Source organism: Rhizobium sp. P1_E1 (assembly GCF_056406015.1).
The window spans coordinates 36,180-57,966 of sequence record NZ_JBFUAY010000007.1; the positions used below are offsets into that span (position 1 = coordinate 36,180).

Consider the following 21,787-nt stretch of genomic DNA (forward strand, 5'->3'; position numbering starts at 1 on the left):
CAACCGGCGACCCGAGAGCGAGCCGATCACACAAGCGAAAAGGGCGACCGAATGGCCGCCCTTCATCTGTCCGGAATGAGCGCTCAGAGCTTCAGCCCCGCACTAACCCGCAACCGCACCGATTTGTTGCAACAAGCTCAGCAAGTCGGGTTGACCACGCTCTTCGACAAATTTTCCATCAGCCAGGCGGTAAAAGTTCACGGCCTGGACCGTGATCGACTTACCAGTCGGCTCAACGCCAAGGAACGGACCCTGGTGCGTGCCGCGCATTGTGAAGCGTGCGGCTATCTTATCGTCTTCAGCGATGATTTCTTCCAAAGTCCATTGGATGTCGGGAAAGCCGCCTCGCATCATTCCAATGATCTCGAGGTAACCATCCGGGCCGCGCAGAGGCTCTTGCCGCCCAGGGACATGGAAAATCGCCTCCGAAGCAATCAACTCCGCGGCCAGTTGTTCGCTAGCTGTATTTATAAACTCGACAAACCGGCGCATTGCCATTTTGTTGCGTTCCATTGCCATTCCTGTTCTCCTTCAAGCACTGCTTCAAGCTGGATGGTTGTGATCGATCGACGATGAGTTTCGGCTTGTCGAAACGGCGGCGGTGAATTTCATGCGGCGCTCTGGGGAAATCGGCGGGGCATGAAAAGCGGGATCCGCGAGACCACCTGACGATAGCGCCGCGTCTTTTCGGAGTGTCGTCATGGTTCCTTGCCACGGCCACCTCACTCTTATCCTCAGAAGGAACCATCTGTCGACTTGGACAATTGCTCGTATGCGCGCAGCGCGTCGAGCTGTCCTTCGAGGGTCGGCTGGTAGGCCGCAAGAGCATCGCTTCCAGCCAGAAATTGCTTTGGCGGATTTTCCATGCCGACGAACTTGACAAGGACGTCGGCCAGCTTTCCGGGATCACCACCCTGTTTGCCATTATAGCCTGACCACATGTCTTCAGCGCTGCCTTCGGCGGCGTAGTCCTCGATGGTGCTGGCGGCGTACTTCGCATTCTGGGCGTCGAGCAGATCTGTCCGGAAGAAGCCAGGTGCGACGGCGGTGATCTTGATGCCGAATTGTTCGACTTCCTGAGCAACCGCCTGCGAGAGGCCTTCGACCGCGAATTTCGAGGCGCTGTATGCCCCGCAGTGCTTGAAGCCGACGATCCCGGCAAGCGAACTGATATTGATGATCCGGCCCGACCGCTGCTTGCGCATGACCGGAAGAACCGCGCGCATCGCATACATGACCCCGTAGAAATTGGTCGACATCAGCCCTTCGATTTCGGCGGTGCTCAACTCTTCGAAGTTGCCGAGCAGGCTGTAGCCCGCATTGTTGAGCAGAACGTCAATGCGACCGAACGCCTTCACAGCTTCGTCTACCGCAGTTCTGGCCTGTTCCTCATTGGCGACGTCCAGCTGGACGAATAGAAGGCGGTCGCCTGCGACGTCGCTCAGGGCATTGCGTACCTTGTCGAGGTTGCGGCCGGTCGCGACGACGCGGTCGCCAGCCCTCAGGGCCGCTTTGGCACTGGCAGCACCGATACCGCTGCCTGCACCCGTAATAAACCAAACCTTGCTCATATCTCACTCCTGTTCCTGATGAACCGGAGGATAGATCGCCTAGCGAGGCACGATTAGATGGTATTATCGGCATGAACTTAGAAATGAGATTTATGAATGCGCCGGGAGAACGGACATGCTGACGTCCCGCGCCCAATTAAACCCCACTGGTGTTCAATCCTCCTTGTGAAGGAGGATTGAACCATCCCGTCCCCAAAGACGGGATCCTGTTTAAAGGTGAGGACGTCTGCGTTTAGGCGACGTTGATGTGAGTGGCGAACCAGTCCAGCACCAGTTGCGGGTTCTTCGCGAAATAATTGTAGCCTTGGAAACGCTGGTCCGTGCCTTCTATCCAGAAAAGCTTCTTATCCTTTGAGGAAATCGTGTCGTAGATCTCCTGAACATTAGACGGCTTGGTCAAGAAATCGTCGCGGACCTGCGCGACCAATGTCGGAACCGTCACCGACTTGGCATATTCCATCGGCCAGACGTCTGAGAGATGATAGCCGGTCCGCTTGTAGTAGGCGGCATCAAACAGCTCGACACCGTTGGCGATTTTTTGATTTTCCATCGCTGTCTGGACAAAGACGGCAGGCGTTACCGGCTGCAATGCAATCATCGCCTTGATGTGGGTGAACTCTTCCGGGTGCTTGTGCATGCCGACGATGGTAGAGTTGGCGCCCAGGCAACGGCTGTAGAGGGCCGTCTTCATGTCCTTGGTGTCGGGCCGCGATTTGGCGTAACGCAGCGATCCGATCACGTCACGATATTCCAGCGTACCATGGGCATTGATGCCGCCGCTTCCGGTGCCGCTGCGGCCATGGTTGCGCATGTCATAGGTGATGATGCTGTAACCTGCGTCATGCAGGATCTTGTATTCCGGCAGGAAGTTCACCTCGAAGCCGCCAAAGTCCTGCCAGGGCGCCAGATGCCCCGGATAGCCGTAGCGATTGCAAGGCATCGGGTGGTTCATGATGAGCAACTTGTCGGAGCCGGCGGCTGGAATGAACCAGCCCTCGATGGTGATGCCGTCCATCGCCGGGAAGAAGATTTCCTCATAATCCATGCCGTATTCGTTCGGCCACCGCAGAACCGGTGTGCGCGTCGAATGCGCCATCAGGTCGGCCATGCCGTTGATGAACGCTTCGGAGTTTGCATCCGGCGCTGTCGCAGCCGTGGCCGCCTTGGTATCTGCGGCCTGCGCGCTGGTCGCGGCCGCTGCCATGAGAGGCAGCGTCGCGAGTGCCGCGCTGGCTTTCAGAAGTTGGCGGCGGCTGTTGAAAGCACCTTCCGGTGAAACGATCGTATCAGTTTGCTTGGCCATATCAGGCTCCTGTTTGCTTGAGACGTTGCGTTATCGGGACATTTGAGGCGGAGGGCACCGGATAGGGGTGTCGGCACCCTCTGCCACTGTCCGCGTTCACTGCTTGGGAGGAACGAAGCCTTCGGTGATGATCACCGAGCCTTCGGTCGAGGCGACGCGAAATTTCCGCGCGGCCGTGTACTGCGGAGAATTGTAGAAGCGCTGCGCGTCAGCCACGCTTGGGAACTCGGCGATGGCCATGACCTTTTTCGGTTCGCCTTCCACCGCCGTCGCATTCAGATTGAACACGATGATCTTGCCGCCGAATTTCGGAGCGAGCGGACCGGCCTCTTCCATATATTTGTTGTAGCCGGCCTGATCCTTGATCGTATAATTCGCAATCATGTAGCCGGGGGCCTGCGAATCCTGGGCAAAGGCGGTCGTGGTGAGGGTCAAGGCGATGGCGGCAGCCGCACCGAAAGCGATCTTCTTCATTGTGTCGGGTCCTTTGGTTTTTGAGTTGAGGATGATCAGAGAGATCCGTCCGTCGATCTGGACAGCTCGTCATGGGTTCGCATGTCGCGGAGACGGCTTTCTATGCCGGGCGCGATCATGGCGATCGCATCCGTTCCGGCGACGAATATCTTCGGCGGATTTTCCATGGCGGCGACGGTGACGACGGCCGCGCCGAGCTTGTCGGGATCGCCAGGTTGCACGCCATGGAAGCTCGACCAGGTGGCCTCGGATGTTGCATCGCCGGCATAGTCTTCGATGCCGCTTCTGGGAACGTACCGAACATTCTGGCTGTCCAGCAGATCCGTGCGAAAGGCTCCGGGTTCGACGGTCGTGAACTTGACGCCGAATGGCTCGACCTCGATCCCGACGGAAAACGCCAGACCCTCGATCGCGAACTTGGTGGCTGAATAGGCACCGCAGTGTTTCAGGCCAATGACGCCGGCTGCGGCGCCGATGTTGATGATGTGCCCCGACCGCTGCTTGCGCATGACCGGAAGCACGGCGCGCACGACATGCACAACGCCATAAAAATTAGTGGCAAACTGGGCTTCGATCTGGGGAAGGCTCTGCTCTTCGAAGTTGCCGAGCAGGCAATAGCCAGCATTGTTCACCGCGACGTCAATGCGTCCGAATCGCGCGACGGCGTCTTCTGCAGCAGCATTGACCTGTGCTTCGCTGGTCACGTCCAACTTGATGAACGCAAGATCGTCACCAGCAACGTCGCGCAAGGCATCACGGGACTTGTCGAGATTTCTGGAGGTGGCAACGACCTTGTCGCCAGCCTTCAATGCCGCTCTGGCGACCCCGGCGCCGATGCCGCTGCTCCCGCCTGTGATGAACCAAACTTTGCTCACGCTTAACTCCCTGTTTCGACAGACAGGAAGATAGATGCGCTCGGTCTATTTGATTAGAATGCATAATTTGCATGAAGCTAGAAAGCGGGTTTCTAAATAGACCCGCGTTCAACTGCTTTATGGCCGACAGTACGCGTCCGGCGCTTTCGGCCCCTGATCAGCTTCAGGCCATAGTGGGTGATAAACACGAAAAGCCCGATGATCGCTATGTGATGCAGGAAAAAGGCCGGCGTCGCAGTCTGGAAATCCCAAAAGTCGAAGCTCATTTGCATGAACAATTTTGATCCGACATCGATCGTGAGCAAGCTCTGAACGCCATAGACGGCGACAGTGATGGCGACCACACGCAAAACAAGCGTCCGCAGTCTGCCCTCGGCCGTCATGCCGAACCTGCTGCTCACCACGCCGATGATCATCGACCAGTGCAGGCCCAGGTGAAGGGAAGCCATGAGCAGCGCCAGATAAGCCGCCGACGCGTGGATCTGGCGCAAGGTGAAGGTGCCGGTCAAAGACAGGAAACCAAAGACAGTCTGTGAGATGATTATGCTGGTTACCAGCAAGGTCAGCATGGTGATCAGCAGCGAGAGATTGATCACCCTGGCGACGATACCGCGCGGTTCGCGCCAGCCCTGCGTGATCATGCCGTACCAACGGCGGTTGAAAATGTTGTGGCTGATCAGCAGCAGGAACATGCCTGTGCCGATTATCTCGTGTGCCGCATTGCCGAGCCAGTTGTAAGCCAGAGCGGCCAGCAACAGGCCGGACGCCAAGACATCGAGGATCAACCGCAAGAGAAACAGCGGCTTCAAGGGACGTAAGCCCGCATTCTGTCGGTCGTGAACATGAAGTCATTATCTGCCTGCGACCCGTGGCACGATTGGCATCGCTCGGCGAACGCGGTCCGACTGACCTGCATGTTGGTATCGAACTGCTGAAAATGCCAGTCTCCGGTGCGCTGCTCCTCCGGGACGCTGAGACCCCAATCCACACCTTTCTCCATGACGAAATAGCCGGTGAGCTTGTAGTCAGCCCAGATGCCCAGGACCAATTGCGTGCCGGGCGGCAGCGATCGGCCGGACTTCGCGATCTCCAGAGTTTCGCGCGTTGCAAACGCTTCCTCCCTGGAAGAGCCACGGTCGTAGGTCGCATAGTGGACATACTCATCGAAATTCTTTGGGAAGGTTGCTCGGTTTCCGGTTGCCTGCGCCATTGCCGAAGAGCTGAATGGGCCGAAGACGCTGAAGACGATAGCGGCCACGGTCACGACAAGACGTTGGATCGCGGCGAATGGTTCATTGGATTTTTTGGATCTGGCGTCAGCCATAGAGGATTCCCTTGGTTTACCGGAGCGGGATTTGACACGGACAATCGACGACACCGTAGTCCGGCGAAGCCGATCAGATTAGGCGGCGGTATTTGCATGGGCTTAGAAAGCGGGCTTCTTAATCCGCCAAATTGCTGCAGCAATTCAAAGTGCTGCAGCGTCGCGCGTCTGAAAAACGCGCGGCGCCTGGAGGTCGGAAAGATCGCGACGCGCTTTAGGTTGTTTGGTCAACCAGACCCATTTGCATTTCGTTCATACGTCCGCCATGCACGGTCAGCGCCGCGAGGGCAGTCCCGAACTCGCGGAGGTCGTCAGGCGTCAGCTCGACCCGAAGTGCAGCCAGGTTCTCATTCAGATGATCGATATTGCGCGTGCCTGGGATAGGAACGATGAACGGCTTCTGCGCCAGCAGCCACGCCAGGGCAATCTGAGAGGGCGTTGAACCTTTCTTTTCGGCGAACTGCTTCAACAACGCGACGAACGGCAAATTGGCTGCCAGGTTTTCAGGGCTGAAGCGGTCGAATGTCGAGCGCAGATCGGTCTTCGGGTCGAACCGTGTGCTCGCGTCGATTTTGCCTGTGAGATAACCCATTCCCATGGGACCCCACGGGACGAAGCCGATGCCAAGCTCCTCACATGCTACGAGAACGCCATTGTGTTCCGGGCTCCTCTCCATCACGGAGTATTCGGTCTGGACCGCCGTCACAGGCTGGACGGCATGTGCCCGGCGAATTGTCCCGGCGCTCGGCTCCGAGAGACCGAAGTGCAGAACCTTGCCTTCCTGGATCAGCTCCTTGATCGCACCAGCCACATCTTCGATCGGTACGTTGGGGTCGACGCGATGCTGATAGAAGAGATCGATGCGATCGGTTTTCAGACGTTTGAGCGAGGCCTCCGCCACCTGCTTGATCCGTTCCGGACGACTGTTCAGCCCGGCCGTGCCGTCAATTGCAAAGCCGAACTTGGTGGCGATTTTCACCTGATCGCGTATCGGTGCCAACGCTTCTCCGACAAGCTCTTCGCTCGTATACGGCCCATAGACTTCGGCGGTATCAAATAATGTAACGCCTTTTTCGTGGGCGGCGCGGATGGTGTCGATGCCTTGGGCAGTCGAGGCGGCCGGTCCATAATTGGCGCTGATGCTCATGCATCCAGCTCCCATTTCCGAGACTTCCAACGTTCCGAGTTTCCGGGTTTTCATCTGGGCTTGTCCTGCCTGGGGCGTGCTTTTGGTTACCTGGGGCTGATCCGACGAAGCGGCCCAGGCCGGCGATGCGACGGTCAACATTGCCCCGGCGAGCGCCGAGTTGATCAAGAAGTCGCGGCGAGCAACGCCCGGATGCTCGTTGGCATTGGAACCCGCATTTGGCTTGTTTTTGTCCATAGGTCGTCTCCTGAACTTTAGCGGCAGAGCCGTCTTTTCATCGAAGGAGGGACGAGCCGTGCCAGGCCAGCTTGCACTCAGGCGATCTCGATCACCTCGCCGGCACAGTGATTTTGCGCCCGTCCTCGTGAGGTGAGATAAGCAGCGCAGCACCAGCGATTAGGCCCCATTTTCTGCATGGGGTTAGAAATGGGATTGATGAATGCCGTTACGGTCCCCGGCAACGGAGTGCCTCGACCAGGAGGGAGAAGGCCGGGGTGTGTTGCCGCCGGCTTGGATAGTAGAGGTGATAGCCTGGGAATGGCGGACACCAGTCTTCCAGAACACGGATCAACCGTCCCTCGGCCACATGGTGAGAAACCTGACTTTCGAAGACATAAACAAGCCCCAGTCCGTCAAGGGCCGCGTTTTCCAGCATCTCATTGTCATTGAGAATAAGCGATCCGCTGACGCGCGCCTCCAGCTCAATGCCGTCACGCTCGAACTCCCAGGCATAGAGACCGCCTCCCCTGCTCTGCCGATAGCTGACGCAAGCGTGACTGTTCAGGTCACGTGGCGTTTCCGGGCGCTTACGGTTGGCGAAATAGGAGGGCGATCCGACAACCGCCATTCGAACCTCGGGGCTCACCCGCACCGAGACCATGTCCTTCTCGACCTGTTCGCCGAGCCGTATGCCCGCGTCAAATCGGCCAGCGACAATGTCGGTGAGCCCTTCGTCGACATTGATCTCAACGACGATGTCCGGATACTCGGGCGCGAGCTTCAGCAATGCGGGCCAGAGCACCATCCGGGCGGCATGCCGAAAGGTGGTGATGCGAATCGTGCCTGCGGGCTTGTCGCGAAGGGCGGTGAGCGCGGCAATCTCGCTGTCGATGTGATCAAATGCGGGACGCAGGCTGTGAAACAGCCGTTCTCCCGCCTCTGTCGTCGAAAGGCTGCGCGTCGTCCGTGAAATCAACCGCACATCCAGACGTCGCTCGAGCATTCGCACAGCATAGCTGAGTGCGGACTGGGAGAGGCCAAGCTTTGCGGCCGCGCGCGTGAAACTTCCCTCCTCCACGACGGTGATGAATGCCGCCAGCTCGCTGAAATCACCTTTTCTCATTCATAAACTCCATTTCTAAGTTCATGCAGATTATAGCGGCTAATCGGCATGCCTGTCCTCCATTATTTAGTTGCTCGACACCGCATGCTGTTGGAGCGGCGCGAGGACGACGAGATCATGAGCAAGACACAACCGAAACTCTTCGACGCGTTCGCTTTCGCCAAGGGGATCACCCTTCGCAACCGGATTGTCATGGCCCCCATGACGACATGGTCGGGCAATGAGGACGGAACGGTCTCTGACGAAGAGGTCGCGTATTACCGTCGCAGAGCAAAGGACGTCGGCCTGGTGATTACCGGTTGCACCCACGTCATGCCGAATGGTGTCGGCTTCACGGGCGAGTTTGCTTCTTGCGACGATAGCTTCACGCCGAGCCTGCGCCGCCTGGCAGGGGCGGCCAAGAGTGGCGGCGCGCCGGCGATCCTCCAGATCTTCCACGCCGGCAACAAAGCCGTGCCCGAACTGGTTCCAGGGGGCGAGATCGTCAGCGCCAGCGCCGTCAAGGCTGCTGCGGGTGCGTTCAACACTGGCAACATGACAGTGCGCGCGCTAACTCACGATGAAATCCTGGCTGTCGTGGCTGCTTTCGGCGAGGCCACACGCCGGGCAATCGAGGCAGGCTTCGACGGCATCGAGTTGCATGGGGCGCACGGGTTCCTGATTCAGAATTTCTTCTCGCCGCTATCTAACCAGCGAGAAGACCAATGGGGCGGTTCGCCGGAGAACCGCATGCGCTTTCCGCTCGCCGTCGCTCAAGAGGTCAAGCGGATCATCGATACGCACGCGAAGCGGCCCTTTCTGCTCGGCTACAGGATCTCGCCAGAGGAATCTGATGAAGGTGGCCTTCGGCTCAGTGACACCTGCGAACTGATTGATCGCCTCGTCGTCGCCGGTGTGGACTATATGCACGTGTCGCTCTCGAGCGTGCTTCATGCCAAACCTATCCACGATGCCGGCGGCCGTTCCATCGCTGAGCTCATTGCCGAGCGCGTCGAGGGCCGTATACCCGTCGTCGCCGCCGGCCAAATCAGAAAACCCGATGAGGCCGAAAGGGCCCTCGAATTTGGCCTGTCGCTCGTCGCCGTCGGCCAGGGGCTGGTGATGAATCCGGAATGGGTTGAACTCGCCCAGAACCAAAGAAGTCATGAAATCGACATTGCGCTCAGCCCACTCACGGTTTCGGAGATCACGCTTCCAGTCAAACTCTGGAACATCATTCGTGCCACGGCGGGCTGGTTCGAAATCCGAACTTAACCTTGCGAAGCGAGGCCGGAGAGGATGGAAGATATCGCACGCTGGCTGGCAAATGGCGCGCCTCATAACGGCGTCAAGGAACTGTTTGCCGCCTTCTGCCAACAGATCGTTCGGCCCGGCATGCCAGTCGGGCGCGCCTCCCTGGGGCTCGAACTGCTGCACCCGGAAGTGAGTGGATGGCAGCAGGCCGAAGCGCAGGCCTGCCTAACTCTCGAGCGCGTCCAGACGGACATTGGAGAGCTGGAGCCAGGGGGGATTGTCGGCATACATTTCGCGGATAATCTGCTTTATCAATTCGATCCGGCCGCCGGCTTCGTTGCGCCGGTAGCTCATGATGATGGGTGAGGTCGCCCTCTCGTCGGCAATCATGCGATAGCAGACATCGTCCGGTCGCTGGCGCTGCGAGGCCGCGGGAATGATGCACAGGCCGGCGCCGGCTGCGACCATGCCCAGCGCCGTCTGGATTTCGCGAACCTCCTCGACATGTCCGGGATTGACGTTGATCTCGCCGAGCAGGTTCAGCGTCTCGTCCGCAAAGCTTGGCCGGGGCGTCGAGGGATAGATGATCAGGGATTCCCCCTCCAGCTCGCAAAGCCCTATGGGCTCCTTGGCGATGGATTTGGCATGGCTCTTCGGGAAGGCGACGACAAGCCGCTCCTCTCGGAGCGTCAGCCGTTCGACTTCCCTGTCATTGAAGCGCACCCTGCCGAAACCCAGATCGATGCGTCGCTCCTTGAGCGCAGTCACCTGTTCCGTCGACATCATTTCCCGGATCTCGATATCGAGATCAGGCCAGCGCTGCCGCATGCGTCTGACGAGATCCGGCATGCCTCCATAGAGGGTGGAGCCGACGCAGCCGATGACGAACCGTTCGCGCTGGGCCTTTCCTATTCTCTGGGTCTGATCACGGATGTGCTCGAGCCGGGCCATGATCTGCGAAGCCTGGTCGAAGAAGAACCGTCCCGCCTCCGTCAAGCTCAGCGGCCGCTTGGACCTGTCGATCAGGTTGACGCCCAGTTCCTCCTCCAGCTGCTGGATTTGCCGGCTGAGCGGCGGCTGCGCGATGTGGAGAATTTCCGCCGCGCGCGAGAAATTGCGCTCGGTGGCGACCGCCACGAAGTAGCGGAGTTGGCGCAGCTCCATTCCTATTATACCTCCAAGGTATAGATTTCGACTTATATGGTCTTGGACCTTACCTTAAACGAGGGCTAACCTTCCTGCAAATAAAGGGAGGAAGCGCGGTGCGTGCGGAAATTCGGATCGTTTCCATCGAGGCTACTATACTCGATCTGCCGACCATCCGGCCGCACACGCTCTCGATGGTCACCATGAACCGCCAGAGCATGACGATCGTGCGTGTTCGCTGCTCCGATGGGATCGAAGGCCTGGGTGAAGGCACGACCATTGGCGGACTTGCCTACGGACCGGAGAGCCCGGAAGGCATGAAACTCACGATCGACGAATATATCGCGCCCCTGCTCCTCGGCTGCGATCCGACGCGCGTACAGGCGACGATGGATCGCGTCCGGAAGGCGGTAAAGGGCAATCACTTTGCCAAATGCGCCGTCGAATCCGCGTTGCTGGATTGCCAGGCCCGCCGGCTCGGCGTGCCGATGTCGGAACTGCTCGGCGGCCGACGTCGTGAGAAACTGCCGGTTGCCTGGACGCTCGCATCCGGAGATACCGCAAAGGACATCGATGAGGCGCAGGCGCTGCTCGACCGACGTCGCCACAAGGACTTCAAACTGAAGATCGGCGTCAAGTCGATCAAGGAGGATATCCGCCACGTGGCTGCCATACGCAAGGCGCTGCCGGACATGGCCTCGGTTCGTGTCGACGTGAACATGGCCTGGCGGGAGCGCGAGGCGCGCAATGCGATTGCGGCACTCAGCGATGCGGGTTGCGTATTGGTCGAGCAGCCGGTGGGCGGCGTCGCGCCGCTTGCCCGGCTGACGCGAGTGTCACCGATCGCGATGATGGCCGATGAAGTGCTTGTCGGTCCCGAAAGCGCACTCGAAGCGGTGACGGCGCACGCAGCCGACGTATTCTCGATCAAGATCGAGCAGGCGGGCGGCCTGTTCGCCGCCGCCAAGGTCATCGCCATCGCCGAGACGGCCGGCATCGGTGTCTATGGCGGCACCATGCTCGAAGGGCCGATCGGCACGATCGCTGCCGCGCAGTTGATGGCCGGCGTGAAGGATCTGCAATGGGGCACGGAGTTCTTTGGTCCGCTGCTGCTGACGGAAGAGATCCTCGCCACGCCCTTGGATTACAGCGATTTCGAACTGACCGTTCCCCAGGGACCGGGACTGGGGATCGAACTGGACGAGGATCGTGTGGCGTTCTTTGTTCGAGGCAGGATGCGCAAGACGATCAGCATTGCCGGATAAGGGAGGCGACCATGCTTTTCCATGTGAGGATGGATGTGAATATTCCCCATGATCTCCCCTCGGCGGAGGCGGCGGAGATCATCGCTCGGGAAAAGGCCTATTCGCACGAACTGCAGCGCAGCCGCAAATGGCGGCATATCTGGCGCATCGCCGGTGAATACGCGAACTACAGCATCTTCGACGTGAAGGACAATACGGAGCTGCACGAGATCCTGTCGGGGCTGCCATTGTTCAAGTTCATGGACATCGAAGTAACGCCGCTGCTGCGGCATCCCTCGGCGATCCGCGAGGACGATACCTAGCGCCGTGTTCGGCGCGGGAACGGGAGCCGCATCGACTTTCTGAACAATGCAAGAGGAGGAAAAAATGAGCGTGAAGATTTTCGGCAGGCCCGACATTCAGGATTTTCTGAGCGTCCTGAGCGGCCTCGACAAGGACGGCGGCAATCCGCGCGTCAAACTCATCGTCCATCGGATCATGTCCGACCTGTTCAAGGCGATCGATGATCTCGACATCACCCCCGACGAATACTGGACCGGCATTGCCTGGCTCAATGAGATCGGCGCCGCCGGCCAGGCCGGCCTGATCTCGCCCGGTCTCGGTCTCGATCATTTCCTCGACGAACGCCTCGACGCGATCGATGAGGCGCTCGGCATCGAAAACCCGACGCCGCGCACGATCGAGGGGCCGCTCTATGTGGCCGGCGCACCGGTCAGTCATGGCTTTGCCCGTCTCGATGACGGCACCGACGCCAATGGTCACACACTGATCATGCACGGCACCGTCTATGGTTCTGACGGCAAGCCGCAGCCGGGTGCGACTGTCGAAGTCTGGCATTGTGACACCCGCGGGTTCTATTCACACTTCGACCCGACCGGCAAGCAGGCGCCGTTCAACATGCGCCGCACGATCGTGACCGACGAAAAGGGCTGTTACAAATTCCAGAGCATCGTGCCGCACGGATATGGCGTGCCACCGGGCAGCCCGACGGAACAGTTGCTTTCCGCCCTCGGCCGCCATGGCCAGCGCCCGGCGCATATCCACCTCTTCATCAGCGCCGACGGCCATCGCAAGCTGACGACCCAGATCAACATCGAAGGCGATCCGCTGGTCAATGATGATTTTGCCTATGCGACGCGAGACGGCCTGGTTCCGGCCGTGATCGAGCGCAGCGACGAGGCCAGCATCAAGGCCAATGGTCTGAGCGGCCCGTTCGCCGAGATCACGTTCGACATCCATCTGACCGCTCTGGTGGATGGCATCGACAACCAGATCAACGAACAGCGCAAACGCGCCGCCGCGTAAACGGCAAGGGCGGCGGCTGAATAGCCGCCAGCCCGCATATCATCGTCATCATCGACACTGTTGCAAGGGTTGCGCCGGTTACCGCGCACTTTGCGGGAGAGAAGCCATGTCTGCGATCATCGACAAAGCAAGAGAACTCGATCATCTGCTCGCCACTGCCGTGCAGGACGACAAGGAAGCCGGTCTATTCCGTTGCCGCCGGGACATCTTCACCGACGAAGACCTCTTTGAGCTGGAGATAAAGCATATCTTCGAAGGCAACTGGGTTTATCTGGCCCATGAGAGTCAAATCCCAGAGAACAACGATTATTACACGACCTATATCGGCCGGCAGCCGGTCGTCATCACCCGCGACAAGAACGGTGAACTGCACGCGGTCATCAACGCCTGTGCCCACCGTGGCGCGATGCTGTGCCGCCGCAAGCACGGCAACAAGGGCAGCTTCACCTGCCCCTTCCACGGCTGGACCTTTTCCAACACCGGCAAGCTGCTCAAGGTCAAGGACGAGAAAACCACCCAGTATCCGCCTCAGTTCGCGCAGAACGGTTCGCACGACCTCAAGCGCGTTCCCCGGTTCGAGAATTATCGGGGCTTTCTGTTCGGCAGCCTGAATGATGCGGTCGCGACGCTCGAGGACTATCTCGGCGAGACGAAGGTTATCATCGACCAGATCGTCGACCAGGCGCCGAACGGGCTTGAAGTGCTGCGGGGCAATTCGTCCTACATCTACGACGGAAACTGGAAGCTGCAGATGGAAAATGGCTGCGACGGCTATCACGTCAGCTCCGTCCACTGGAACTATGCCGCGACGATGGGGCGGCGCAAGGAAGAGGGCACGAAGGCCGTCGACGCCAACAGCTGGAGCCGTTCCGTCGCGGGTGTCTATGGTTTCGAGAACGGTCACATCCTGCTGTGGACCAACACCATGAACCCCGAGGTGCGTCCGGTCTACGACCAGCGAGACGAGATCGCGGAGCGCGTCGGTGCCGAGAAGGCGAATTTCATCGTCAACCAGACCCGCAACCTCTGCCTTTACCCGAATGTATTCCTGATGGACCAGTTCAGCACGCAGATCCGCGTGACCCGCCCGATCAGTGTCGACAAGACCGAAATCAACATCTTCTGCTTTGCGCCGAAGGGCGAAAGCGAGGCTGATCGCCAGCTCCGTATCCGCCAATATGAAGATTTCTTCAACGTGTCCGGCATGGGCACGGCCGACGATTTGGAGGAATTCCGCGCCTGCCAGGCCGGCTATGCCGGCACCGCAGCGCTCTGGAACGACCTGTCGCGGGGCGCGCCGCTGTGGATCGACGGTCCGGACGAAAACGCCAAGCAGATGGGCATCGAGCCGCTGCTGTCCGGCGAGCGCAGCGAGGACGAAGGCCTGTTCGTCCGCCAGCACGAATACTGGGCCAAGGTGATGCGCCAGGCGCTGTCCGCTGAAAAGAACGGAGTTGTCGCATGAGCATTTCCTATGACGCCATCTGCGCGTTCTTCTATCGGGAAGCGCGGCTCCTGGACGATCGCGAGTGGGACGAATGGCTGACCTGCTATGCACCCGACGTGACCTACTGGATGCCGGCCTGGGATGACGACGACCGGATTACCGAAGACCCGCAGTCGCAGATTTCGCTGATCTACTATCCGAACCGCGACGGCCTGGAAGACCGGGTATTCCGCATCAAGACCGAGCGCTCCGGCGCTTCCACGCCGGAACCGCGCACGAGCCACAATGTCACCAATGTCGAAGTGTTGGCGCATCGGGGCGACGAAGTCGACGTGCGCTACAACTTCCACACGTTGAACCATCGCTACAAGGTAACTGACCACTTCTTCGGCACCATGTTCGCCACGCTGCGCAAGGACGACGACGCACTGCTGATCGCGCGCAAGAAGATCGTGTTGAAGAACGACTACATCCGCCAGGTTATCGACGTCTATCACGTTTGACAGGCGTCGCCGGCCGGCAGGGGATTGATGAGGAGGGCTCCATGGCCAGCTACAGGATCGCATTGAACTTCGAGGACGGGGTCACCCGGTTCGTCGAATGCAAGGACGGCGAGAAGGTTCTCGATGCCGCCTTCCGCAACAAGATCAACCTGCCGATGGATTGCTCCGACGGCGTGTGCGGAACCTGCAAATGTCGCGCCGAAAGCGGTTTCTACGATCTCGGCGACGACTATATCGATGACGCGCTGACGGCCGACGAGGCGGAGCGCGGCCTCGTGCTGACCTGCCAGATGAAGCCGACGTCGGACTGCGTCATCGCTGTACCGACGACATCGACGGCCTGCAAAACCGGGCAGCAGAAATTCGCCGCCACTGTGGCGAAGGTGACGCCGCACAACGATGCGGCGATCGTATTGGAACTGGACGTGGACACTGGGGCGTCTCCCTCCTTCCTGCCCGGCCAGTATGTCAACATCGATGTGCCGGCCAGCGGCCAGAGCCGTTCCTATTCGTTCAGCACGGCGCCCGGCGAGCAACGCATCGGCTTCCTGATCAAGAAGATCCCGGGTGGGTTGATGAGCAGCTGGCTCGCCGACGCACAGGCCGGCGAYAGGCTCAATCTGACCGGCCCCCTCGGCAGCTTTTATCTGCGGGATGTGCGCAGGCCGCTTTTGTTTTTAGCCGGAGGCACCGGCCTTGCACCGTTCCTCTCGATGCTCGAGGTTCTTGCCCGCGCTGGATCGGAACAGAAAATCCATCTGATCTATGGCGTGACGCGCGATCTCGATCTGGTTCTCGTCGACGAGTTCGCGGCCTATGCCACGCGCCTGCCCAACTTCAGCTTCACCACGGTGGTGGCCGAGGAGGCCTCGAGCCATCCTCGTAAGGGATGGGTTACGCAACATATGCCGGCCGAGCTGCTTCATGGCGGCGATGTCGACGTCTATCTCTGCGGCCCCCCGCCAATGGTCGATGCGGTGCGCAAGCATTTCGACGACAACGGCGTGAAGCCCAACAGCTTCCAATACGAAAAGTTCACGCCCAATGCGGCGGAGAAGGAGGCTGCATGAGCGCGCCGCGCTTCGCCGGTCGGTTTGACGGCAAGGTGCTTGTCGTCACCGGCGCCGCGCAGGGCATCGGCCGCGCCGTGGCCATCCGCGCCGCGGCAGAGGGTGGCAGGGTGCTGTTCGTCGACCGCGCCGATTTCGTGACGGAGATTGCAGCCGAAGCCAGAGACGCCGAAACCGCCGCCTTCAATGCCGATCTGGAGAGCTATGAAGGCGCGGCTTCGGCGATGCGCTTCGCCGAGCAACGCTTCGGTGGCATCGACATCCTGATCAACAATGTCGGCGGCGCCATCCGGATGCGCCCCTTTGCGGAATTCGGATCGCAGCAGATCGACGCGGAGATCCGCCGCTCGCTGATGCCGACACTCTATTGCTGCCACGCCGTCCTGCCGCATCTGTTCGCGCGCGGCGGCGGTACCATCGTCAACGTATCGTCGAATGCAACGCGCGGCATCCATCGTGTGCCTTATTCGGCAGCCAAGGGCGGCGTGAACGCCCTCACCCAGTCGCTTGCCATGGAACTGGCGGAGCGCAACATCCGCGTGGTCGCCACCGCACCAGGCGGCACGGAAGCGCCGCCGCGTCGGATTCCGCGCAATGTCGCGGGCGATACGGACGCGGAGAAGGCCTGGATGACAGACGTCGTCGGCCAGGTGAAGCAATCCAGTTTCATGAAGCGGTACGGGACCATCGAGGAACAGGTAGCACCAATCCTGTTCCTCGCCTCGGATGAAGCGTCCTACATCACCGGCAGCGTGCTGCCGGTGGCCGGGGGCGATACCGGCTGACATCTCAATACTGACTGCGTAGAAACTCAGGGAGGAGCCATGATGCGCGCTATCGATGTGAATGAAGCGATAGACAACAATCCATTCGGAAGGTTTCAGTGGTCGGTGGTGGCGCTCTGCGCGCTGCTGCTGATCGTCGACGGTTATGACGTCTTCGTCGCCGGCACCGTGCTGCCGACGCTGATTGCGGAATGGGGCCTGACCAAACCACAGGCCGGCGCGCTGCAGGCCTGGGCGCTGTTCGGGATGATGTTCGGCGCCCTGGCTTTTGGCTCCCTGGCTGACAGGATCGGGCGCAAGAAGGGCATTGCGATCAGCTTCGTGCTGTTCACCGCTTCCACCCTTCTGACCGGTTTCGCCAGTTCGCCCGACCAGTTCAAAATCTTTCGCTTCATCGCCGGTCTCGGCTGCGGCGGACTGATGCCCAACGCGGTGGCGCTTATGAACGAATATGCCCCCAAGCGCCTCCGCAGCACCATCGTCGCGCTGATGTTCTCCGGCTACTCGGTCGGCGGCATGGTTGCCGCCGGGCTCGGCATCGGCATGATCCCGCAATATGGCTGGAAGCCCATGTTCTTCATCGCCGCCCTGCCGTTGCTGATGCTGCCGCTTGTGCTCTGGAAGTTGCCCGAATCCCTTGGCTTTCTGATCCGCCAGGGGCAGCAGGAGAAAGCCAGACGGATCTATGCGAAGATCGATCCGTCTGCCCGCCTTGGCAACGACGACATGCTGGTCTTCACCGAATCCAAGGGTGCGTCCGCATCGGTCGCCGAATTGTTCCGCCACCAGCGCACGTTGCGCACGCTGATGCTCTGGGTGGCGTTCTTCTGCTGCCTGCTGCTTGTTTATCTGCTGTCGTCGTGGCTGCCGAAAGTGCTGCAGGAAGCCGGCTATGCCGAAAGAGCGAGCCTCGTGAGCCTGTTCTCGCTCAATTTTGGCGGCATGGTCGGGGCCATCGCCGGCGGTTGGCTGGGCGACCGGTTCGGCCTGCCGAAGGTTGTCGTCGGCTTCTTCGTGGCTGCCGCCCTGTCGATCGCGCTGATTGGTTTCAACCTGCCGGCTGGGCTGCTGTTCCTGACGATCTTCATCGCCGGTGCCACCACCATCGGCACGCAGATCCTGCTCTATGCGAGCGTCGCGCAGCTCTATAACCTCTCCGTCCGGTCGACGGGGCTGGGCTGGGCTTCCGGTGTGGGCCGTATCGGCGCCATTGTCGGTCCGACCCTCGGCGGTGTGCTTCTGGCCCAACAGCTGCCGCTGCAGCAGAACTTCCTGATCTTCGCGATCCCCGCGGCCGTCTCGGCGCTCGCCATGCTGGTCTTCGCGATCAGCAACGCCCGCCGCGTCGACGCCGTCCTGCTCGCCGCAGCATGAGGGTCGGTACGCTGACGGCGGGCGGACAGAACATACCCGCAGGTCAGCGTCATGCTTCCGCCGACGGCCATCCCGATGTGGCCGTCGGCGCCTTCGCGTCGCGACTGCGGCGACCTTCGTCATCGGGATAGGAGGGTTCGGCCGGATCGTCGGGACATTGCCTCCAGCCATTTTCAAACACCGAAAGTCCTCAAGCCATGCCCTATCTCGATCTCGCAAGCCACCGCCTGCACTATCGCATCGACGGCGACAGGAGTGCGGCCGGCAAACCGTGGCTCATGTTCTGCAATTCGCTCGGAACCGACCTGCACATGTGGGATGCGCAGGCGGCCGCATTGTCGCAGCACTATCGCGTGCTGCGTTATGACCGCCGCGGCCACGGCCTGTCGTCGGCCCCGCCGCCGCCCTATGCGCTGTCAGACCTCGGCAATGATGTCCTTGCGCTGCTCGATGCGCTGGAGATAGAGCGGACGCATTTCTGCGGTCTGTCGATCGGCGGCCTGACCGGACAGTGGCTGGGCATTCATGCCGGACACCGTCTGGACAAAATTCTTTTGTGTGCGACGTCCGCCAAGATCGGCACCGCCGAAAGCTGGGGCGCGCGCATGGCGGCCGTGCGGGAATACGGCCTTGGCGGGCTCACAGCTGCCACCGCAGAACGCTGGTTCACCCCGGCGTTCAACGCCAGCCAACCCGGCATGGTGCGCGACATTCTCGACCGTTTCACCGCGACAACGGTTGATGGCTATATTGGCTGCTGCGCGGCGCTGGCCAACACTGATTTGCAGCAAGACATCGCACGGATCGCCAACCCCTTGCTTGCCGTCTCCGGTGAAGAAGACCCGGTATGTCCGCCGTCCGATTTGGAGAGCATCGCCGTTCGTGTGCGGCAGGGCCGTCATCTGTCCTTGCCTGGGCGGCATATCGTCAACCTGGAGTCGGCATCGGCGTTCAATGCTGCGCTGAGCGAGTTTCTCGACGATTGATAGTTCGGAAAGGCGAAGGGAAGCATGTCGATTTTTGCGCACCGGTCGGTTCTAAGACCGTTTTGCACGCCCTGGCATAACCTGGTCCATCGTTGAGCACCGACACAACTGAAAAGGGGCGACCGAACGGCCGCCCCTTCATAACGTCAGCGATGAACGCTCAGAGCTGTTCCAGCATCGCGGCAGCACCCGAGACCGTTGCCTGGCCGGGGCTTTCCTCGACGTTGAGGGCCTTCACCACGCCGTCTTCCACCAGCATCGAATAGCGCTTGGAGCGGAGGCCGAGGCCGCCGGCGGAGAGGTCGGCGTCGAGGCCGACAGCCTTGGTGAAGCCGGCATCCCAATCGGCGAGGAAGTGGATCTTGCCCATGCCGCCGGATGATTGCGCCCAGGCGCCCATCACGTGCCAGTCGTTGACTGATACAACGGCGATATCGTCGACGCCCTTGCCAAGGATGGTGTCGCGATTTTCGAGATAACCCGGCAGGTGGTTCAGCGAGCAGGTCGGCGTAAAGGCGCCCGGCACGGCAAAGAGCACGACGCGCTTGCCGGCGAAGAGCTGATCGGTGGTGATTTCAACCGGGCCGTCAGCCGTCTTTTCCTTGAAGGTGGCGGCAGGAAGCTTGTCGCCGATCGCGATGGTCATGGTCTTCTCCTTGGTTCTGGCTTTGGGGGTTCTGCTTGGCGGCAGGCGCCGCAGGGGATCTGCGGCGACTATAAGACCCGGTCATTGAAAGGCAAGAGTGGTCTCCATCGCCCTTTCGCCGTCGATGACCAGTACGCCCCAGCGCTTGCCGGATATGTCGTAATTTTCAGGCAGTTTGCCGATAGCGACATCGACCTTGAAAGTGGCGCCGTCGCGCTTGCCGCCGATCTGCTTGGTGAAGGCATGGCCGCTCGGGCCGGTGACGATGATATCGGGCGCGCTCTTCCCCTCGCCCGCCCCCCCGCCCGGCAGAGCGAGTGTCAAAGACAGCGTCTTCCTATCGGGCGACATCGCATGCGCGATTACGTCGAAATCCTGCGACGGCGGCTTCGGCAGCTTCGCATCGGCGGCCTGAAGGATCGCCTCCTCTTGCGGGTGCGACTGGATGGCGGGGCCAAGCTTCAGCTGAAAATTCGCCTGGAAGGGAATGCAGATATCCCTGCAGATGCCGATGAAGGCGGCAGCGTCGATCGTAACCGGGTCTTTGCCGGCCGCCGTCAGTGACAGCGGCAGCGTCACCGGCGTGTCATAGGCGATATCCTCGACCGTGCCGTTGAAAAAATGCTTCGGAACGGGATAGGCGATGGCATCGAGCGTGACGCCACTGCCCGCCGCGATGGTGATCTGGGGCGGAATGCCATTGCCGCCGGGCTCTTTCCAATAGGTGATCCAGCCGGGTTTCGGCTCGATCTGAAGGGCGGCGCGGATTTTGCCGCCGGCATCGGGCGCGAGCGCCACGAGGCGCATGCGGCCGCCCTCGTTGTCCGCCCAGGCGCTCATTTCCGCATGGGCGGAATAAAACGGCACAAGGGCTGCGACCACCGACACAACCGCGATTAAAAGCCTGCACGGGCCTGAGGAAATAATCATCATGGAACAAAGGTTTACCGAATGTGCTGTTTCGCCGCCAGAAGCCGCGGCGATTTAAATCTTCATTTTCAGTTGATTGATGTGTGACATTGGCCCATGTTTCTTTTGTCGAGGCCTTTGTGCGGTCTAGCAGCAGGAGGAACGATGTCCTTATTGACGCTGAAGAACAGACGGGAACGTGGCTTCTTCGATGGCCAGTTCCTCATCGCCATGCCGGGCATGGAAGACCGCAATTTTGCGCGCACCGTCATCTACATCTGCGCGCATTCGGATGCCGGGGCCATGGGCTTCGTCATCAACCGGCCACAGAGCCTCACCTTTACCGATGTGCTGCTGCATCTCGACATGATCAAGCAGGAAGATTCGATCGTGCTGCCGAAGCGGGCGCGCGACTTTCCGATCCAGACCGGCGGCCCGGTGGAAAGCGGCCGTGGTTTCGTGCTGCATTCGGACGATTATTCCAGCGACTCCAGCATTCCCGTCAGCGACGACATCTGCCTGACGGCGACGCTCGATATCGTGCGCGCCATCTCCAAGGGCAATGGGCCGACGCGGGCGACAATGCTGCTCGGTTATTCCTCCTGGTCGGCCGGCCAGCTCGAAAGCGAGGTCGTCAACAATGGCTGGCTCACCTGCCCGGCCAACGAGGAACTGATCTTCGACCGCAGCCTCGACGACAAATACGAGCGGGCGCTCGCCGGCATGGGCGTGACCGCTGCGATGCTTTCGGCCGAAGCCGGCCATGCTTGAGAGCTGGCCTGACGGCAGCGGGAACGAATAGCCAAGAGTGACGTTTCATTTCGGCAAGCATGGACAAAAGGCCCATGCCGACCAAGGAGACATCACTTATGGGTAGCACCAGCGACAAGATTTCCGGTAAGGCAAACGAAATTGCCGGCAAGACCAAGCAGGCCGTCGGCAAGGCGACGGACGATCGCGAGATGCAGGCCAAGGGCGCCGTCCAGGAAGCCAAKGGCAAGGGACAAGTCGCAACCGGCAAGGTCAAGGACAAGCTCAAGGGCGCCGTCGATCGGCTCTGAGCGACAGCACCAAGACGCGCA

General features: G+C 60.3%; 24 protein-coding genes. 12 read left to right on the forward strand and 12 right to left on the reverse strand.

Annotated features, from left to right (window positions below; genetic code table 11):
* Positions 1-102: 102 nt before the first annotated feature.
* From AC1D1Z_RS04905 to AC1D1Z_RS04945, 9 genes are all read right to left on the reverse strand, one after another.
* Complete coding sequence (locus tag AC1D1Z_RS04905; RefSeq protein WP_334542294.1) at positions 103-519, reverse strand: ester cyclase; 417 nt, start codon at positions 517-519, stop codon at positions 103-105.
* A 215-nt stretch (positions 520-734) separates the two neighbouring features.
* On the reverse strand, positions 735-1,571 hold the full coding sequence (locus AC1D1Z_RS04910; RefSeq protein ID WP_047622076.1) for an SDR family NAD(P)-dependent oxidoreductase: 837 nt from the start codon (positions 1,569-1,571) through the stop codon (positions 735-737).
* A gap of 232 nt (positions 1,572-1,803) precedes the next feature.
* Positions 1,804-2,874: an alpha/beta hydrolase family protein gene (locus AC1D1Z_RS04915; RefSeq protein WP_334542291.1), complete on the reverse strand. Its 1,071-nt coding sequence runs from the start codon at positions 2,872-2,874 to the stop codon at positions 1,804-1,806.
* 96 nt (positions 2,875-2,970) lie between these two features.
* Complete coding sequence (locus AC1D1Z_RS04920) at positions 2,971-3,348, reverse strand: DUF1330 domain-containing protein (RefSeq protein WP_334542289.1); 378 nt, start codon at positions 3,346-3,348, stop codon at positions 2,971-2,973.
* Positions 3,349-3,383: 35 nt separating this feature from the next.
* Positions 3,384-4,223, reverse strand: a complete 840-nt coding sequence (locus tag AC1D1Z_RS04925) for an SDR family oxidoreductase (RefSeq protein ID WP_477849672.1) — start codon at positions 4,221-4,223, stop codon at positions 3,384-3,386.
* A gap of 92 nt (positions 4,224-4,315) precedes the next feature.
* Entirely contained in the window at positions 4,316-5,032 is a 717-nt protein-coding gene (locus tag AC1D1Z_RS04930) for a DUF4405 domain-containing protein (protein WP_477849674.1), read from the reverse strand.
* Positions 5,029-5,547, reverse strand: a complete 519-nt coding sequence (locus tag AC1D1Z_RS04935; RefSeq protein WP_446981004.1) for a cytochrome P460 family protein — start codon at positions 5,545-5,547, stop codon at positions 5,029-5,031. Before AC1D1Z_RS04935 ends, AC1D1Z_RS04930 begins: the two co-directional genes overlap by 4 nt.
* Positions 5,548-5,761: 214 nt before the next feature.
* The gene (locus tag AC1D1Z_RS04940) at positions 5,762-6,931 is read right to left on the reverse strand and encodes an aldo/keto reductase (RefSeq protein WP_477849676.1); all 1,170 of its coding nucleotides are present in this window, start codon (positions 6,929-6,931) and stop codon (positions 5,762-5,764) included.
* Between the two features lie 208 nt (positions 6,932-7,139).
* The gene (locus AC1D1Z_RS04945) at positions 7,140-8,036 is read right to left on the reverse strand and encodes a LysR family transcriptional regulator (protein ID WP_477849678.1); all 897 of its coding nucleotides are present in this window, start codon (positions 8,034-8,036) and stop codon (positions 7,140-7,142) included.
* A 117-nt stretch (positions 8,037-8,153) separates the two neighbouring features.
* Between AC1D1Z_RS04945 and AC1D1Z_RS04950 the strand changes: the two genes are divergently transcribed.
* The gene (locus AC1D1Z_RS04950) at positions 8,154-9,290 is read left to right on the forward strand and encodes an NADH-dependent flavin oxidoreductase (RefSeq protein WP_477849723.1); all 1,137 of its coding nucleotides are present in this window, start codon (positions 8,154-8,156) and stop codon (positions 9,288-9,290) included.
* A 204-nt stretch (positions 9,291-9,494) separates the two neighbouring features.
* On the opposite strand, the gene AC1D1Z_RS04955 is transcribed toward AC1D1Z_RS04950, so the two are convergent.
* Positions 9,495-10,433, reverse strand: coding sequence for a LysR family transcriptional regulator (locus tag AC1D1Z_RS04955; protein ID WP_210067010.1), 939 nt, complete (start codon positions 10,431-10,433; stop codon positions 9,495-9,497).
* A 98-nt stretch (positions 10,434-10,531) separates the two neighbouring features.
* Between AC1D1Z_RS04955 and AC1D1Z_RS04960 the strand changes: the two genes are divergently transcribed.
* From AC1D1Z_RS04960 to pcaD, 9 genes are all read left to right on the forward strand, one after another.
* Positions 10,532-11,680: a muconate/chloromuconate family cycloisomerase gene (locus tag AC1D1Z_RS04960; RefSeq protein WP_130651854.1), complete on the forward strand. Its 1,149-nt coding sequence runs from the start codon at positions 10,532-10,534 to the stop codon at positions 11,678-11,680.
* An 11-nt stretch (positions 11,681-11,691) separates the two neighbouring features.
* Positions 11,692-11,982: a muconolactone Delta-isomerase gene (gene catC, locus AC1D1Z_RS04965; RefSeq protein WP_018245111.1), complete on the forward strand. Its 291-nt coding sequence runs from the start codon at positions 11,692-11,694 to the stop codon at positions 11,980-11,982.
* A gap of 64 nt (positions 11,983-12,046) precedes the next feature.
* On the forward strand, positions 12,047-12,985 hold the full coding sequence (gene catA, locus AC1D1Z_RS04970; protein WP_018245110.1) for a catechol 1,2-dioxygenase: 939 nt from the start codon (positions 12,047-12,049) through the stop codon (positions 12,983-12,985).
* Between the two features lie 106 nt (positions 12,986-13,091).
* Positions 13,092-14,450 carry a Rieske 2Fe-2S domain-containing protein gene (locus AC1D1Z_RS04975; RefSeq protein WP_477849682.1) on the forward strand — a complete coding sequence of 453 codons (1,359 nt, stop codon included), beginning with the start codon at positions 13,092-13,094 and terminating at the stop codon, positions 14,448-14,450.
* The gene (gene benB / locus AC1D1Z_RS04980) at positions 14,447-14,935 is read left to right on the forward strand and encodes a benzoate 1,2-dioxygenase small subunit (RefSeq protein ID WP_018245108.1); all 489 of its coding nucleotides are present in this window, start codon (positions 14,447-14,449) and stop codon (positions 14,933-14,935) included. The genes AC1D1Z_RS04975 and benB overlap by 4 nt, the downstream gene beginning before the upstream one ends.
* Before the next feature lie 41 nt (positions 14,936-14,976).
* Positions 14,977-16,005 (forward strand): benzoate 1,2-dioxygenase electron transfer component BenC, encoded by a 1,029-nt coding sequence (benC, locus tag AC1D1Z_RS04985; protein ID WP_477849684.1) that lies wholly within the window; start codon positions 14,977-14,979, stop codon positions 16,003-16,005.
* Positions 16,002-16,790 (forward strand): benzoate diol dehydrogenase BenD, encoded by a 789-nt coding sequence (gene benD / locus AC1D1Z_RS04990; RefSeq protein ID WP_047622055.1) that lies wholly within the window; start codon positions 16,002-16,004, stop codon positions 16,788-16,790. The genes benC and benD overlap by 4 nt, the downstream gene beginning before the upstream one ends.
* A gap of 39 nt (positions 16,791-16,829) precedes the next feature.
* The gene (locus AC1D1Z_RS04995; protein WP_477849687.1) at positions 16,830-18,164 is read left to right on the forward strand and encodes an MFS transporter; all 1,335 of its coding nucleotides are present in this window, start codon (positions 16,830-16,832) and stop codon (positions 18,162-18,164) included.
* Positions 18,165-18,361: 197 nt separating this feature from the next.
* A complete protein-coding gene (gene pcaD / locus AC1D1Z_RS05000; protein ID WP_477849689.1) occupies positions 18,362-19,150 on the forward strand; it encodes a 3-oxoadipate enol-lactonase in 789 nt (262 codons plus the stop codon).
* A gap of 160 nt (positions 19,151-19,310) precedes the next feature.
* Here the strand turns inward: pcaD and AC1D1Z_RS05005 are convergent, their stop codons facing one another.
* Complete coding sequence (locus AC1D1Z_RS05005; protein ID WP_003557102.1) at positions 19,311-19,796, reverse strand: peroxiredoxin; 486 nt, start codon at positions 19,794-19,796, stop codon at positions 19,311-19,313.
* Positions 19,797-19,877: 81 nt separating this feature from the next.
* A complete protein-coding gene (locus tag AC1D1Z_RS05010; protein ID WP_018449284.1) occupies positions 19,878-20,729 on the reverse strand; it encodes a protein-disulfide reductase DsbD domain-containing protein in 852 nt (283 codons plus the stop codon).
* A 141-nt stretch (positions 20,730-20,870) separates the two neighbouring features.
* Between AC1D1Z_RS05010 and AC1D1Z_RS05015 the strand changes: the two genes are divergently transcribed.
* Together AC1D1Z_RS05015 and AC1D1Z_RS05020 are read left to right on the forward strand one after the other, a co-directional pair.
* Positions 20,871-21,476, forward strand: coding sequence for a YqgE/AlgH family protein (locus AC1D1Z_RS05015; RefSeq protein ID WP_018245102.1), 606 nt, complete (start codon positions 20,871-20,873; stop codon positions 21,474-21,476).
* Positions 21,477-21,574: 98 nt separating this feature from the next.
* The gene (locus AC1D1Z_RS05020) at positions 21,575-21,766 is read left to right on the forward strand and encodes a CsbD family protein (protein WP_477849692.1); all 192 of its coding nucleotides are present in this window, start codon (positions 21,575-21,577) and stop codon (positions 21,764-21,766) included.
* Positions 21,767-21,787: the final 21 nt, after the last annotated feature.